This window comes from Mycolicibacterium sp. MU0053, from assembly GCF_963378095.1.
In the GTDB taxonomy this organism is placed as follows: domain Bacteria; phylum Actinomycetota; class Actinomycetes; order Mycobacteriales; family Mycobacteriaceae; genus Mycobacterium; species Mycobacterium burgundiense.
Genome location: NZ_OY726397.1, coordinates 3,199,578 through 3,213,301, shown reverse-complemented (window position 1 = coordinate 3,213,301; position 13,724 = coordinate 3,199,578). Strand labels below are relative to the sequence as shown.

Genomic DNA, 13,724 nt, shown 5'->3' with positions numbered 1-13,724 from the left:
ACCCCCTGAGGTATTCTGATGGGGCCGGTCCTGGTGGCCGGCCCCATCTGCGTCCTGGCGACGAGGGCAACCCAATCCCCCTCACAGTCAGGACGTTTCTCATGGCACTTGGTACCGGCGACATCGCCGAACTGTTGAACGACCAGGTTGCATCCCTTCTGGTGCAGCCCCTCGAAGCATCCTCGGTGGTGCTGTCCTCCGGTGTGCGGATCTTCGACTCCGCTGGCGTACTGCGCATCCCGAAGCTGACCGGCAGCTCGACCGTCGGCTTCATCGGCGAGAATCAGGAGATCCCCTCAACCCACACGACCAGCTTCGACGAGGTCGTCTTAATGCCGACCGAACGCAAGTCCATCAAGGTCATCGAGCGCTTTTCGAGGGAATCACTGCGCCAGTCCGTCATCGGCCTCGACGCTGTCCTCAAGGCCCGACTGGTCAAGGTTGTTGGTGACCACCTCGACCAGGCCCTGCTGACCGGCACCGGCCTTGACGACCAGTCCGACCCGGACGACTCCATTACCGGCATCATCAATCAGGCCGGCGTGGAAACCGGGGTGTTCGACCCGTCCGACCCGGACACCATCCTCGACGCCATCGCGACCCTCAACGCCAACGAGGTCACCCCGAACCGGATCTTCCTGTCCGGCGCGGATTTTGCTCTCATGAGGAAGGTCAAAGAGTCGACGGGGTCGAAGCGCTACCTGTTGCAGCCCGATCCGTCGCGGGCAGCCGGCCACACCCTGTTCGAGGTACCGGTCACGGTGACCAACAAGCTCGACGCCGGGACGGCCGTCGTCGCGGACATGTCGACGGTGGCCGTGGTCCGTGACACCGCCCCCAGCATCACGGTGCTGACCGAGCGATATGCGGAGTTCAGTCAGATCGGACTGAGGGTCGAAACTCGCTACGACCTCGGCCTGCTGCACCCCGAGGCCGTCGTTGTCCTCGGTGAAGACGGCTCGTAATGGCCGAGGTTGACCCGGCAACCGTCTCCGCGCTCCTCGACCCCAACGGGTCCAGCGCGGAGACGGTCGTGCCGATCATCACCGTCATGGCCAAGTCCTACACCCGCGGCAACGGCTTCACCGGCAACGAACCCAACGAGGACATCGCCGCGGTGATCACCACCGCCTCGGCGCGCCTGGCCGCCAACGGCACACAGATCCCCGTCGACATATCCACCGGCCCGTTCTCCCAATCACTGCGCGGCGCGTTCACCGGCTGGACCACCGCCGAGCTCGCCGTCCTCAACCGCTACCGCGTGCGAGCCAAATAGACGCTCAGGGAATGACGAAGCGCCCCCACCGGAATATTGGTGGGGGCGCTTCTGCCGTGTACAGGGTCAGGTCTGCGAGGTACCGCTCTGGCGTTTGGCGACGATTCCGGCCAGCGCCTCCCACACCGCCTCGGCCTCCTCGGCCGACCAACTCGACGCGGGTGCCATATCCAGAATGGTGGAGATCCGCCGGCGGATGCCGTTGATTCTCAAGCTGCAGTCGCGGGTGTGTCGGCCGATGCCGCCGCAGCACGTGCGGGTAGTCGAGTCGACCGGGTACTCGGTGGTGGTCATGGTGGCGGTTCTCCCTCGCAAATATCTCCGAGTGAGAGAACGCTATTGCCCGATAGTTGCCCGAGCACTTGGTAGACGACCTAGCTACTTATTCCTACCTGCACAAACAATGGTGCGCGATACTGGGATTGAACCAGTGACCTCTTCCGTGTCAGGGAAGCGCTCTCCCGCTGAGCTAATCGCGCCGGTCGAAACTTGGAGGTGGAGACGGGAATCGAACCCGTGTGCACGGCTTTGCAGGCCGTTGCCTCACCACTCGGCCACTCCACCATTGGGGTTGATGCCACTGCACCTTCGAGCGGACGACGGGATTCGAACCCGCGACCCCAACCTTGGCAAGGTTGTGCGCTACCAGCTGCGCCACGTCCGCGTGCCACAAGCGAGATCGTCGCTCGTCGCGAAGCAGAACGATAGTCCACCCGGGTGTGCAGACACAAATCCCTTGCTCGCCAGGAGTGTCCAGCGCTCAGAACAGCGTGTGCGACTGCGTTGCCACCGGTGAAGCCGTGGCCACCTGAGTCTCAGCGGGTCATCCGGCCAACGCGTGCTGGTGCCTGAGCCCTCGCCGCAGGGGTGGAACCGCCCACAGGGCCCCTGAGGGCCGGTTTCGAGGGTGAGTGTCACCGCGCAGATGAACTGGGTCGACCCGGGCCCATTCAGGCTGAGTCCCGAGGCGGCCGGAGTGGACCGGGACATCCTGCCGGCCGACTGGCTCGGTAGGTGCAGAACTCCACGCCGGCCTCCACCGATTGCGTCGGCAGCGATGCAACCGGATATTGATTCTGGTACCGATTCAGGCTCGTGCTAGTCTTCTGCCTCGTCGAATCCGTTGGATTTCGGTCCCGTAGCTCAGTGGGAGAGCGTCCGCCTCACACGCGGAAGGTCGCTGGTTCGAAACCAGCCGGGACCACTATTGAATCCCCTGGTAGCAGGGGATTTTCGTGTTTCTGGGTCCGATCAGGAAAGTCGTCCGATGACCCACAGTGACCCATTCCCGATTTAATCGCCCAACGATGACCCATGGCTGGTCATCGTTGGGTCACTCCACTTTCTTCGCCGAGGGACTGGTGATGGCCCCGAGCGTCGCTGCGGCGTCGGCCAATGCTGCGTTCGTGGAATGCGCGTAGGTAGCCAACGTGAACGTCGCGTTCGTGTGGCCGAGCCACGCCGCGATGACCACCGCCGGTACTCCATTGAGATGCATGAGCGTGGCGTTGGTGTGGCGGGCATCGTGTAGGCGGACGTGGGGCAGCGCGGCGCCCTTCAGCGCCTTGGACCAGGCCGTGGTGAGGGTGTCCGGGTGCGGGGGAGATCCCGCATCGTCGACCACTACCAGCCCACTGTGCGGCCACGAGGATCCCAACAGCAGCTGCGACTCCTTCTGCCGCTTCCGCTCGCGCTTGAGTGCTGCCTGCAGATCGTCGGGCATCGGCAGTGTTCTAATGGCTGCTGCCGTCTTCGGTGCGCCGGTGGAACTGCCACCGGCGGTTGCCAGTCGAGCAGCGGTGATCGACAGCGTCCCGGCGGTGAAGTCGATGTCGGTCCATCGCAACGCCAGGATCTCACCGCGGCGCATGCCAAGCAGCGCCAACCGCCACGCGACGTGGAACGGCTGTTCCACCGTCGCCTCAAGCAGGTGAGTCACTTGGCTTATAGACAGCGTGGTCAGCTCCGCCCGCGCGGTCGGCAACGACTTCACCAGCGTCGCCGGGTTCCGCACCACGATGCCCTGCGCCATGAGGTCGTCGAAGATCGACCTGGTGCGCGCGAGCACGGGGTTGATGCTCGTGGCAGACCACGGAGACCGCACCTTCTTCGCGCTCTTCTTCAGTTTCTCCGGTGCGTGCCATGTGCCCATCTTCGAGGTGCCGTCGCGCAACGACTTCACCACGGCCTCGATGTCGTCCTTGGTGACTTGCTGCACGGAGCGGTCGCCGAGAGCGTCGACCAAAGGACGCAGGCTCGTCACATACGCACTCATCGTCTTCGGTCTAATGCGCTGGCCGAGCAGCCACGAGTCTACGGCCTGGCGCACGGTGAGCTCCGAAGGCGCGACGTGTGTGCCGTGCGCGAGCTCGGAAACCACGGTCGACCGCCACTTCACCGCCGCGTCGACCGTCTCGAAACGCTTCTTGTGCTGGAACCGCGATCCATCCTGCCGCTGCCCGTGCACCCGCACCTCGTAGCGCCGTCCGGCACTTGTCTCTACTACCTTCACCCACTCGGGTCTGCGTGCCATGCACTGCAGTTTGCCGCGATTCATCATCGGTTACGTCCTGGATCGCCCAACACGCCGAACGTTCGGCGTGTCGCGGCGTCTCGTTTGGTCGTGTCAGAAACTCCGGCCACGCTCCGTCACATGAGCACTAACCCCGAACTGGCAGAAGCCATCGCCGCGTTGGTCGCCGCAACTCAGGCGTCACCGGCTGAGCAGCCGCCGGCGCCAACACTGCTGACCGTCGCGGAGACGGCCGAGACGCTCCGCTGCGGTCAGACTCTGGTGTACGCCATGCTCAAAGACGGGCGCCTTGCATCGGTCAAAGTGGGGCGACGGCGTCTTGTGAGAGCCAACGACGTCGCGCGGTTCATCGAGTGCGGTGGCGCGGCGGCGTGAATCGGTCCCACCCTCACCCCGGCCTGTATCTGGCAATGACCCACGCCCCGACCCCCTAACTCATTGAACCCCGCCGAGTGCGGCACGAGTCCGTCCATCGCAACGATGCTGTGGCTAGTTAGCAGCTGGAATGGGAACCGGCGGCGCGCAACCGGAAAACCGGTCTGCGCGTGCGCGCCAGTAAACGCAGATTGTTTTGTAATTCCAGGGTCAAAATGTGCTCGCGGGTTGCACTTATCCCGGACACGGATGTTCCTGCCGCCCCCAGAAACAGGGCGACGGGGACCTGCGCCTCCCCGGTGCCGGAACGGGAGAACACGTGCACGGTGTACATATCACCGGCATCTGACCGTGCACGGGACGCGTGCAGGCTCCGGACCATCCCGGCGCGATGCACCTGGTTGCACGACCTGAAACAGCGCTGTGACCTGCGGAAACGTAACGGTTCCGCATGGGTATCCGTAACCGTCCCAGGCACATATTCGGCACTGTTACGGATCAGAGCCGTATCGCGCTCTGTAGCGCCGCTTGTAGCGTGCCCTGTATCGCCGCTTGTAGTCGCCGGACGCCTCGGAATCGCCACTGAGACGCTGCATTTCCCCAGGTCGCGGCTCTCGACACACACACCCCTACCCGGGATCGGCCCATTGCCACCGACCGGCTGTATCGCGGGCGATATCGGCGCGTGTTGCGGTCGCGGCCCGGTGGCCGCCGACGCGTGTGGAAATGGTCTCGGGGCGCACGCCGATCGCATCGGCCAGGCCGCGGCGGGATGCACCACGCATGAGAAGCAGCGCCAGGATCTCGTTCTCGCATTCGCGGATGCGCGCCTGCCGCCCGAGCCAGCGCTGCAGCGCGGCCAGGATTTCCGTCGGGTGGCTGTCCGGGTAGGGGCTGGCGAGGCCGCTGGCTGCTACGCCGACTACGCCGGCGAGCCGCTTTCCGGCATCGATCAGGAGCTCGTCGGCCGCGCGAGCGAGGTCAAGATCGCTTGGTGTGAATCGGGTCATGGAGGGGCCTCCTGGTCGCATGAGATAGGTGCGGGCACCGTAGGCCGGAATCCGCAACCGTCCCGGATAGGGCGCGAACCGCGCCCTATGCGTCAACGGCACCGCGGGGGTGCCACCGTGCGAGCACCGCACGGGATCAGCCGCGCCGACGGAAGGAATGTGGTCATGACCGCCCCCGAACCGAGCTTCGTTGACCGCGTGATGCACGCCACCGACGCCCAGCAACTGCGCGATCTGCAGGCCGAGATGAACGCGCACCACTCCGCCACGGGGGCGCGGCTGGTCGCTGAGATCATTCAAATCATCGGTGTGCTCCCGGCCCCTGAACTTGCGCTGCTGCAGGCCGAGATCGACGCGCGGAGAGCCGCCGTGGAAGGTGCTGCACCGCACGTTGCTGCCTATCGCCGCGCCGCGATGGAGCTCGCACGCGAACGAGCCGGGGACGCCCCGTTAGGAGCGGCGGGGGCGATTTTCTACGGTGTCGAGGCTGAGGCGCGAGTCACCAACCGTCCACCAGACGAGGTCGCGGTGGGTGATCCCGCAGCGACCGAAGCGCTGGAGGAGGTGGCCCGGTTGGGCGTGCGCACACACCGGATGCGCGGGTGGCTACACAGGAACTGGGAGGTGGTGGCCGAGCGCGCTGAGACGATCGTCCGGGCCGAAACGATCGGCGAGCGCCCATGACCGCACATCGCCGCTGGTTCACGGGCATGCTGCTCGGCTTCACCGCGGCATCGTTGGCGGGAAACATCGCTTTCACCGTTCTGGCCGGCGACGGCAGATTCACGGCCGTGGCTATTGCCGTCGCTTCGGTCGCGCCTCTGGCGCTGCCGCTCGCAGTCCATTCCGTGCCGAAGGCGGCGAGGGCGCGCGGCGCCGTCCGGGCGGTGGTGGTGCTGGCCGTGGCGGTGGCTGCCTTCGCGGCTTTCGCCATGAGCTTCCACCACCTGGCTGGCCTGGCGGAGTTGGTCGGTTTCCGCGGATGGGAGGCGCTGCTGCTGCCCATAGTGATCGATGTGATGGCGGCCGCGGCGGCTGTGGCTCTGGTGGTTCCCGCTGCGACAACCACCGCAGCGGGTGGGAGAGCAGCCGCCGAGCAACCAGCAACCAGCGACCAACCAACCACCACTCCGACAGCCGCCGAGCAGCCGCCAGCCGCCAGCAGCCAACCAACCATCACCCGGACAACCACCAGCCCGGCGGCCGCCACCAGTCAGAAGCCGAAGCCGACCGCCGCCCGGCCAACCAGAGCGGCCGGTCAGGAGGTAGCCACCACCGCTCCGACAGCCACCAGCGACCAGCCAGCTACCGACCGAACAACCACCCGGCCAACCAGCAAGAAGACGGCAGCCACCACCGTGGCCGCCACTCCGCCACTGCACCTCGTCGCGCTCGCCACCGACATCGACCACGCAGCGGCGGCGGCCGCGGTGGTGGCTGCCGGTGTGGTGAAAGCCGATACCGAGACGGTGGCCAAGGTGCTGCGGCTGGCCGAGGAGGGCGAGTCGCAGCGGGTGATCGCTACAGCTGTGGGCGTAGACAGGTCGGTGGTCGGCAAAGTGGTTCGGTGGGTGGCGGCTGAGCGGGAGTCGGCGGCGGGGTAGTCGCGGGTGCGCCGGCAGCTTCTGCTGATCGAGCTCCCGGGCCGCGGCCTCGATCTTCACTTTCTCGTCCTGGATCAGGAACTCGATGATGGCTTGGAAGCCGATCCCGGTGGTGTATGTGCATTCGGAAGCGTCGTAGGCGTCGTACATTTCGATCACCTTGCGGGCCTCCACCGCCGGGTGCATGCGCGACGGCCGCATCTTTTTGGAACGAATCACCGCTTCCAGGTCCGCCAGCGCCGGGTCGAGCTGTTCGGTCACCGCGGCTTTCTGCGCCGCCGGTGACGGTTCATTCACCCCGCGCGCAGGTCGAGGGACACCGGTGAGCTGCTCGCGGCGTGCACCAGCGCCCCTGCCAACGCGCGCACGTAGAGCACGGTCTCGCGGCCAGCATCCGTCGCCATGCGGCGCAGCCTAGGGGCGGTGCCGCACGGGGGAGGGGCGTGGCGCGGGTTGGACGGGGGCGCTGCTGGGGCATCCGAACTTTCCTCGCCCCGGGCCGCGTTGGGGGTGAATCATGCCGTGGCCCATGCTGCCGTGGTGGTAGCCACTCGTCGCCTGACTTCTACTCGGTTTCCTCTTCCTCGTCTGCCGAAGGCGGATCACCTACCGGTTCGGCCGCTTCCCACCAGCCCTCCACCATCTCGCGGATCCGATCGGCTGCCAGTCCTGCCACCGGCACCAGTGTTGTGGGCTTGCGCCCGACCCCATTCAACGAGCAGCCGAGGAGGTAGACGCGGTTCTCTCCGACGATATAGCGGTCGTGCAACAGCTGAGGATCCGCAAAGCGGATGGTGATGTCGAGGGCGGGAAGTGTCTGATAAACCTGCCACGCCGCTTTCTCGTAGTCCCGCTGTGGACGCCTCAGAATCACGCGCGTTGTTCCGGTGAAGCTGGCGACATCGAGAAACTGTTCTGGCTTGAGGTATGGGTCGACGATCAGACACGCTCCGGCATCGGCGATCGTCCCGACCAGGCTGCCCCAGGCCAGCGGATCGTCACCATCCAGCACTACTACGTCCGCATCCGTGTGCTGGTCGGTGTCTGCACGCAGGAGTGCCCTGCCGAGACCAGTGAGTACGAGGCCTGCCCCAGTCGCCGACGGTCCGACCCAGTGGAGTCTCTTCACCTGTTCGATCACCGTCTCGCCGGGGTCACGTTCCTCGATCACTCGTTGGCTTTCCCAAATGCCGGAAAAGCGTTGCAGCTCCGGCATCACGGGCATAGTCAGCTTCACGTTGAGCTCGTCCATCTGGCGGTTGATCCCGTCCATGAGCGTGCCGGTGAGTTTGATACCGAGGTCTGGCATCTTGATCCCGGGCGTCTTCACGACCCGCCGCGTCACGTTCCCCGGAAGTCGATCGGGCCGCTCCACCCACTCGATGACCTCTTCCGGCGATGGCGAGTACCCGCCGTGGTTGGCGGCCTGAATGAACGTCAGGACCCGCCGCTGGGCGTCGTTGAGGACGGTCATCGGCACGGCCCATGAGGCACAGACATGCCAGGGAGCCTATCGACGCTGGCCGACATTTCGTCGCAAGCAGCTGCGATACCCAACTCGGTGCCTGGATCAGCCGCCTAGTTCCATCTGACTCGGCAGCTGGACGAGCACGGCTACGTTTGCCTTTGGGATATACAGACCGTGGCTGCCGCGTTGCACCGCTCCTTGCAGCTGGATCGTCGTGCCGTCGCGCATCCACTGGGTCACCTCCGCGATTGGGGTCGTAGTCACTGCTTCGACTCGGCAGAGACGCCCTCCCCGAACGGTGCGAATGGCGAACGTAGTCGTGCTCTCCTCGGGTTCATGGGACACGCGGACCACGGGGCCGGTGAACACCTCCACTCGCGGTAGCTTGCCTGACCTGAGTTCCACTGCGGTGCGACGGATCTTGTCCTTCGCCGCGGAGGGGATCGCGACAGTGGCACTGACATCCCGCGGGGCGGGCTGTGCCTGCGCCCACTGGAACGTGGTGTCCAGCTGTGCGACCTCGCTGTGGTCCAGAACTCGCGCCACCGCATCGACGAACTCCGCGGTCACACCCTGCGACACCAGGTGCAGGAGCGCTTCCCCGCGTGGCAATTTCTCGCGCTGGACGATCTCCGCGTGCACCGCGGCCATCGCCTGTGCGAATGTCCGGGTCATCCGTCGTTCCATGGACTCGACCGTCGCCGCAGTGTCCCAACCTGTGAGGGGGTCTTGGCCCGTATCCGTATCCAGCTCGTCGGCCGGTTCGCCGACTCCAACACGTACCTCGACGGGGATGATGTACGACCCTTTGATCGTGTGGCCCATACGCACCGAGTCCGCAACTCGGTCGCCGATGACCGAGTACCCACCCTTGATCACGGGTCGCAGTCGCAGCGCCGCGGAGGCAGCGGAACGGAACATCAGACGTGCGGATTCGACCATCGTGGCCCCAGCGTTGAGCGGGATGGTGTCGGCGATGACCACGTCGTTCGCAGCGCGTACGTAGGTCACGTCGATGCCCCAGAACTGGAGCTCCCGGCGGACATCGGTGACCTCACGGCTGTGGGCGTCGGCGAGCCGGCTGACGAGTCCGTCCTGCGCATGCTCGTCACGGTCGAGATTCCGGACGACACCGACCCGCCCGCCGAGCGACTCGTTGAGCCACAGCCACCCGCCATGGCCCTCTGACGCCTGCTGCCACCCGTTTCTGGCCAGCCACGCGTTCGCATCGTCAAGACGGACGGCGCCGACTGTATTCACGAAGCACCTCCGGAGAAGACGTCGTCCACGTGCGTCTCCCAGGCTGTGAGCGTCGACGCTTGGAAGCGTTGGCCCTTCGGCAGAACGATCGATTTGCCATGCACGTTCGGGTCGAACCTCTCCCAGTACGCATGCGTCCTATGCACCGTCTGCTCGTCCACCTGCTTGATCCATTCATTTTGCGCAGGGGGTACGACAACCAACATCACGTAGACCGGCACCATTTTCGCCGACCAGCTGTCGATCCAGTGCTGCTTGAGAGAGATTCGGTAGCCACCACCGCGCGCCGCCTTCGGGGACGACGTGCACTTGAGCTGAACGAAGACCGACGCCGCGGTCAGGTCGACGGTCGTGTCGACCGCCCAGCAGTCCTCGTCCTGCCGCCCCTCCTGCAGCGTGTGCCCGGACTGCGAACAGATCGCGGACAGATACGCCTGGCTGTACCGCGACTTCGCTCCGTCCACGCCGAGACCGAGCCGGCTCATTCGATCGTGCCCGCCACTCGACCGCACCGGTGACGTCCATCTCGGTGGTCACTATCGCCCACTTGGGCAGGGTAACCATTTAGGTTGCCACCTCTGGGGACGTTGGCGCGAGGCCTCCACGGCGTGGTCCCCCTGTAGGGACGTAGTGACACGCGATGGCCGCCGATCCACCGCTGCTGCGAACGGGTGCCGAATAGGCTCACCAGACGCATCCGTCGACAAACAGGGGGCACACGGCATGGGGTCGATCCATGAGGTGATGACGGCGTTCCGCGAGGCCCCGTCCAACTCCGAGCGCGGGACCAAGTTCGAAAAGCTGATGGTGCGCTACTTCGACCTCGACCCGCTGCTGTCGCAGCAGTACGACGCGGTGTGGCGGTGGATCGACTGGCCCGACCGGAAAGGCAAGCCCGATACTGGAATTGATCTCGTCGCGCGCGAGCGGGACAGTGGCGAGTACACGGCGATCCAGTGCAAGTTCTACGAGCCGACGCACCAGTTCCGGAAGGAGGACATCGACTCGTTCTTTACATCTGATCTACAAGAACGACTTCTTCGGCGCTCCGATCCGCAACAACGCCGACACGGTATGGATGAAGGAACGGCAGATCGCGGCTATGTATCGGGCACGGTTCGATGAACAGCGCCGCTCCAGTGAGGCCATCGAGTCGCTGTACGCCGAGGCTGCAGCCGGTCGCGACTCTGCGAACCGCGCCTGGCTGATCGCTGTCGCGCACCCCCCGCGCGTACCGGGGAGGCTCGCTCGCCCGTCACGTGATGAAGCGCAGGAGATCTTCAAGCAGACCGCCACCATCACGTTCACGTACTCGAACCGCAACGGCCCACATCCGATCGAGAACGTGGACCAACTCAACCTGCGGCCGGGCCTGCGACGGTGGATCGCACCCAACACGGCGGTCGGCGATCGTTCGAAGTGGCGAGAAGCCTGGGCGGGTGTGCACCATGACGGATCGGTGACGCTGGCGGCCGCCGTAGGTGGCCACCGGAGGAGCAGTGACGAGTGCTTCGACGGCTGGCAAGTCGAGGCGCGCTCGGTTGAATGCGCTATCGCCGACTTCACCGCTCTCGTCCGCGCGACGGCCGCGGCGCGGCATCACGGGGAGTACGACGTGTGCGTAGGAGTCGAGTGGACCGGCGAACAGCCTCTCTGCGTGTTGACGGTCGACGGCACGGGCTACACCTACGATGGGGTCTCCACGCCGCTATCGACCTACACGCCAGTGCGATCGACGATCAACGCGGCTGCCTCCGACGAGGAATTTCACCAGCAGGTCCGTGAGCTCGCGCAGGACTGCGTGAATCAGGGCGGGATCACCCACTTGCACGTCATCACGGAGCCTGAACCGGTAGAGGCGTAGCTCTGGCAGCACCGCCGGAAACATCGCCCACGCGTGGGCGCACCAGAACACGGTGACGGCAGGGGGAGCGATACTCGCCGCTGCGATCCCACCGCTGGCGCTGCTGAGTCTGACCCACCTGGCCGGCATGTGGTCGCGCATCAGCGGGCGCGGCGTCGTCTACTGGTGCTTCCTGATCGCGGTGGCCGGCATCGCCGCCGCGGCATTCCGCCTCAGCTTCGAAGCGCTGCGCTCACTGGCGGTGCAGTACGGGTACAGCCATGCTGACGCAGCGCTGTTCCCACTGATTCTCGACGGTCTCATCGCGGTGTGCACGCTCGGGTTGGTGATGCTTTCCCGCATCGAGGCCCTGCACCGTGACGCAGCTGACGCGCACCGCGACGCACCCGAGGCGCACCGTGACGCAGGCTCTACCAGCGCTGATGCAGCCGCCGGAGCTGGTGACGCAGTTGCAAGCAGGCCAATCGTCGCGGTGCATCGTGACGCAGTGCTGAACCAGGCTGACGCAGTCAAGACGCAGTTGCGCGCCACCGCGGTGCACAACGGGATACCCGCGATGCATGCGTCAGACGGAGCAGCGGCGGTGCGTCAACGCGGTGATGCACCTGACGCACACCAGCAGCTGGCGCGTCACCTCGTGGACTCAGGCCGCACCACGGTGGAGCGCGAAGTCGTGCAGGACGTGCTCGCGCGCACGGCTCGCGGGCAGTCCAGCCGCGCGGTGGCGGCCGGCACCGGGCTGTCCCCGAGTTCGGTGCAGCGCATCGTGAAAGCCGCGCGGGACGAGATCGAAGTGAGGACGTGACAGCTCGCGTCAGCCGAGACCCAGCTGCTTGTGAGTCGTTTCGCTGAGCGCGGACCGCGGTACCCGGCACCCGCAGTAGTCGCAGTTCCTCAAGACGCAGCGGCAGCCTTCACAGCCACAGCCACAGGTGCAGGCGGGGCATTCGGTGTCGGCGGGTGTCAGCGGGCTTGGAGGTAGGACAACGCCCCGCACACGGGGCACTGACCCGCCGGCATCACACCACCGGGATCGACGCGCTGGTCGAGATCATAGACGGGATCCAGTGCTGACTCATCGCCGACGAAGTCGCAGTTGTCGCAACGGGTTTCCGACACGGTCACACCCGCTCGAAGCGGTCTGCGGTCTCGGCGTCGAACGACGTCCCGTAGCCGCCGGGGCGGATGTGTGCGCAGATGCTCGGCCCGTGTCGATGCGCCCGGCCAGCCGAGCCTGGGGGATCGATGCGCCACACGCTGAGCACGTTCGAGGACCCTGCCTCGCGCACCTGGTCACCGACCTTCACCGTCCAGACATCGATAGCCATGGCAAAGTCCTTTTCCTCAGGGGCGGGTCGGGGCGATGATGCGTGGCGGGCGCGGTTGTCGGCCCTGTGAGGCGCGGGCTGCCGGTCAGGTCGCGTCTATCCCGCAGCCGGTGCACAGCAGCACCTGGCCGTCAAAGATCCACTCGCCGCGTGGCTCGTCGTACAGGGCGCACTCTTCCGGGGTTTAGGGCCGGTTCCGGCCGGGGATGCGCGCGATGCGGCGCCCCAGCGCGACGGGTCCCGGTCAGATGCCGATGCTGGTCCGTGCCAGGAAACCAGGCGCGGATCCCAGTGGCCGCCGATCTCGGACAGGTCGGGGACGCCGCTGTGGTCGTAGGAACCCATGGGCGGGAAGGTATCTCCGGCAGGCACGGGCACGTGCCCACGGCGCGGCGGCACGCCATGGCCGCATCAACGGCGAAGTCTCTCGGCGATCGGCTTATTGCGTCACCGATACTCGCCGGTGCTCGGCATGTAGACGGCGCCGGGCGCACGGTCCCCGTAGTGATCCGCATCTTCCACCGCCAACACCCTGATCCCCGCGACCCGCACCTCGGCTCCCGTGACGGCCAGCTGCTCGAGTTGTGCGCGCGTGAGCGGCACTACCCCAGGTACCGCGACGGCTTCGGCCGCGCCCGCGCCCGGTACGGCGGTCACCATGATTCGGCCACACGGGCTGACGAGGGTGCGTGCAGACAGCGGATCAGAGAGCTTGTCAGTCAGCGCCTGCACATTGCGCTGGGTGAGCTCGACGGTGAGGGTAGCTTCGATCCATTTCATGGCGGTGATGATCGCCGCGGCTGCTGACAGCGGGCGGTGGGCGGCGCGGGTCAGGGGAGCGTCCGTGAACCGTGCAGATCCGGCGCTCATCCCCAGCCGCCCAGGAGCCGCGTCGACGGATGGGCATCCTTGCGGATCCGTACTTCTGAGAGTTTGGTGAGGACGCAGGAAGCGTCCGATTCAGCGCTACTTTGAGTTGAGCGCCGCGAGCAGCCTGAGAGCGAGC

16 protein-coding genes, 4 tRNA genes and 1 pseudogene are annotated in these 13,724 nt (G+C 65.9%); 10 read left to right on the top strand and 11 right to left on the bottom strand.

Features of this window, described 5'->3' with window-relative positions:
- The first annotated feature begins 101 nt into the window (after window positions 1–101).
- Together RCP80_RS14975 and RCP80_RS14970 are read left to right on the top strand one after the other, a co-directional pair.
- On the top strand, window positions 102–965 hold the full coding sequence (locus RCP80_RS14975; RefSeq protein WP_308478418.1) for a phage major capsid protein: 864 nt from the start codon (window positions 102–104) through the stop codon (window positions 963–965).
- A complete protein-coding gene (locus RCP80_RS14970; protein WP_308478417.1) occupies window positions 965–1,276 on the top strand; it encodes a hypothetical protein in 312 nt (103 codons plus the stop codon). The genes RCP80_RS14975 and RCP80_RS14970 overlap by 1 nt, the downstream gene beginning before the upstream one ends.
- 66 nt (window positions 1,277–1,342) lie before the next feature.
- Here RCP80_RS14970 and RCP80_RS14965 read toward each other — a convergent pair whose 3' ends face one another.
- From RCP80_RS14965 to RCP80_RS14950, 4 genes are all read right to left on the bottom strand, one after another.
- Window positions 1,343–1,570 carry a hypothetical protein gene (locus tag RCP80_RS14965; protein WP_308478416.1) on the bottom strand — a complete coding sequence of 76 codons (228 nt, stop codon included), beginning with the start codon at window positions 1,568–1,570 and terminating at the stop codon, window positions 1,343–1,345.
- Window positions 1,571–1,680: 110 nt separating this feature from the next.
- Window positions 1,681–1,755, bottom strand: a tRNA-Val gene (locus tag RCP80_RS14960).
- Between the two features lie 11 nt (window positions 1,756–1,766).
- Window positions 1,767–1,840, bottom strand: a tRNA-Cys gene (locus tag RCP80_RS14955).
- A 27-nt stretch (window positions 1,841–1,867) separates the two neighbouring features.
- Window positions 1,868–1,940, bottom strand: a tRNA-Gly gene (locus RCP80_RS14950).
- Window positions 1,941–2,408: 468 nt separating this feature from the next.
- Here RCP80_RS14950 and RCP80_RS14945 point away from each other — a divergent pair.
- Window positions 2,409–2,480: transfer RNA gene (locus tag RCP80_RS14945), tRNA-Val, on the top strand.
- 129 nt (window positions 2,481–2,609) lie between these two features.
- Here RCP80_RS14945 and RCP80_RS14940 read toward each other — a convergent pair.
- A complete protein-coding gene (locus RCP80_RS14940; RefSeq protein ID WP_308478415.1) occupies window positions 2,610–3,809 on the bottom strand; it encodes a site-specific integrase in 1,200 nt (399 codons plus the stop codon).
- A 120-nt stretch (window positions 3,810–3,929) separates the two neighbouring features.
- Between RCP80_RS14940 and RCP80_RS14935 the strand changes: the two genes are divergently transcribed.
- The gene (locus tag RCP80_RS14935; protein WP_308478414.1) at window positions 3,930–4,184 is read left to right on the top strand and encodes a helix-turn-helix domain-containing protein; all 255 of its coding nucleotides are present in this window, start codon (window positions 3,930–3,932) and stop codon (window positions 4,182–4,184) included.
- 629 nt (window positions 4,185–4,813) lie between these two features.
- On the opposite strand, the gene RCP80_RS14930 is transcribed toward RCP80_RS14935, so the two are convergent.
- On the bottom strand, window positions 4,814–5,194 hold the full coding sequence (locus RCP80_RS14930) for a hypothetical protein (protein ID WP_308478413.1): 381 nt from the start codon (window positions 5,192–5,194) through the stop codon (window positions 4,814–4,816).
- Between the two features lie 165 nt (window positions 5,195–5,359).
- Between RCP80_RS14930 and RCP80_RS14925 the strand changes: the two genes are divergently transcribed.
- The 3 genes from RCP80_RS14925 to RCP80_RS14915 are packed head-to-tail and all read left to right on the top strand — an operon-like array spanning window position 5,360 to window position 7,083.
- Window positions 5,360–5,878: a hypothetical protein gene (locus RCP80_RS14925; RefSeq protein WP_308478412.1), complete on the top strand. Its 519-nt coding sequence runs from the start codon at window positions 5,360–5,362 to the stop codon at window positions 5,876–5,878.
- Entirely contained in the window at window positions 5,875–6,798 is a 924-nt protein-coding gene (locus RCP80_RS14920; protein WP_308478411.1) for a DUF2637 domain-containing protein, read from the top strand. The genes RCP80_RS14925 and RCP80_RS14920 overlap by 4 nt, the downstream gene beginning before the upstream one ends.
- Window positions 6,799–6,804: 6 nt before the next feature.
- On the top strand, window positions 6,805–7,083 hold the full coding sequence (locus RCP80_RS14915; protein WP_308478410.1) for a hypothetical protein: 279 nt from the start codon (window positions 6,805–6,807) through the stop codon (window positions 7,081–7,083).
- A gap of 280 nt (window positions 7,084–7,363) precedes the next feature.
- On the opposite strand, the gene RCP80_RS14910 is transcribed toward RCP80_RS14915, so the two are convergent.
- The 3 genes from RCP80_RS14910 to RCP80_RS14900 form a co-directional block, all read right to left on the bottom strand.
- Complete coding sequence (locus tag RCP80_RS14910; protein WP_308478409.1) at window positions 7,364–8,272, bottom strand: hypothetical protein; 909 nt, start codon at window positions 8,270–8,272, stop codon at window positions 7,364–7,366.
- A 96-nt stretch (window positions 8,273–8,368) separates the two neighbouring features.
- Complete coding sequence (locus RCP80_RS14905; RefSeq protein WP_308478408.1) at window positions 8,369–9,526, bottom strand: hypothetical protein; 1,158 nt, start codon at window positions 9,524–9,526, stop codon at window positions 8,369–8,371.
- Complete coding sequence (locus RCP80_RS14900) at window positions 9,523–10,011, bottom strand: DUF4365 domain-containing protein (RefSeq protein WP_308478407.1); 489 nt, start codon at window positions 10,009–10,011, stop codon at window positions 9,523–9,525. The genes RCP80_RS14905 and RCP80_RS14900 overlap by 4 nt, the downstream gene beginning before the upstream one ends.
- Window positions 10,012–10,249: 238 nt before the next feature.
- On the opposite strand from RCP80_RS14900, the pseudogene RCP80_RS14895 reads away from it, so the two are divergent.
- From RCP80_RS14895 to RCP80_RS14885, 3 genes and pseudogenes are all read left to right on the top strand, one after another.
- A pseudogene (locus RCP80_RS14895) lies at window positions 10,250–10,546 on the top strand (restriction endonuclease); the annotation flags it as partial.
- Between the two features lie 58 nt (window positions 10,547–10,604).
- Window positions 10,605–11,390: a hypothetical protein gene (locus RCP80_RS14890; RefSeq protein WP_308478406.1), complete on the top strand. Its 786-nt coding sequence runs from the start codon at window positions 10,605–10,607 to the stop codon at window positions 11,388–11,390.
- A 127-nt stretch (window positions 11,391–11,517) separates the two neighbouring features.
- Complete coding sequence (locus RCP80_RS14885; protein WP_308478405.1) at window positions 11,518–12,195, top strand: DUF2637 domain-containing protein; 678 nt, start codon at window positions 11,518–11,520, stop codon at window positions 12,193–12,195.
- 316 nt (window positions 12,196–12,511) lie between these two features.
- Here RCP80_RS14885 and RCP80_RS14880 read toward each other — a convergent pair whose 3' ends face one another.
- Together RCP80_RS14880 and RCP80_RS14875 are read right to left on the bottom strand one after the other, a co-directional pair.
- Window positions 12,512–12,718, bottom strand: coding sequence for a hypothetical protein (locus RCP80_RS14880; RefSeq protein WP_308478404.1), 207 nt, complete (start codon window positions 12,716–12,718; stop codon window positions 12,512–12,514).
- A 447-nt stretch (window positions 12,719–13,165) separates the two neighbouring features.
- A complete protein-coding gene (locus tag RCP80_RS14875; RefSeq protein ID WP_308478403.1) occupies window positions 13,166–13,588 on the bottom strand; it encodes a hypothetical protein in 423 nt (140 codons plus the stop codon).
- Window positions 13,589–13,724: the final 136 nt, after the last annotated feature.